Source organism: Flavobacterium tistrianum (assembly GCF_003254545.1).
GTDB classification, from domain to species: Bacteria; Bacteroidota; Bacteroidia; order Flavobacteriales; family Flavobacteriaceae; genus Flavobacterium; species Flavobacterium tistrianum.
The window spans coordinates 1-495 of the sequence record NZ_QJRH01000031.1 but is presented as its reverse complement, the minus strand read 5'-3'; the positions used below and the strand labels follow the sequence as shown (position 1 = coordinate 495).

1 protein-coding gene is annotated in these 495 nt (G+C 37.4%); it reads right to left on the bottom strand.

The features are described 5' to 3' along the window. Positions 1-102 precede the first annotated feature (102 nt). Positions 103-324 carry a hypothetical protein gene (locus tag DMB71_RS00145; protein ID WP_111362670.1) on the bottom strand — a complete coding sequence of 74 codons (222 nt, stop codon included), beginning with the start codon at positions 322-324 and terminating at the stop codon, positions 103-105. Between the last annotated feature and the right edge of the window lie 171 nt (positions 325-495).

Sequence of the window (495 nt, the reverse complement as noted above, 5' to 3'; positions counted from 1 at the left end):
ATCTCAAAGCGGGTGCAAAACTAAAACTTCTTTTTGTTTCTCGCAAGAAAAACTTAGATTTTTTTTGAAGCTTTCTTTTCGCCCCATATTTCCGTTTTTCTTTCAATCTCTCAAGAAACTTCCCGTATTTGCGGGGTGCAAATGTAAAAAGCTTTTTCTTTTCCCGCAAGCTTTTTCGAATCTTTTTTTTTGGAAATTTCTTCCCTCAAATATCGTAAAGCTGCCGGAATGTCTAAGAGCGTTTTTCGCTGTTGCGGGTGCAAAAGTACGCAACAATTCCAGTTGCGCAAGCTTTTTTATCGCCTTTTTCCATTCTTTTTCCATTCTTTTTCTTAACGCGCTGATAACGGATGCTTTACATTTTGGATATTTTTGTATCCGCGTAAGATTTTTCTTCTTTATAGTGTGTTTTTAGCATTTTTTGGAGGTTTGGACATTCTGGTTTTGCGCAGTTTTCAGCCCTTCCCTCTCCTTTCTGCCGATTTTTCATTCTTT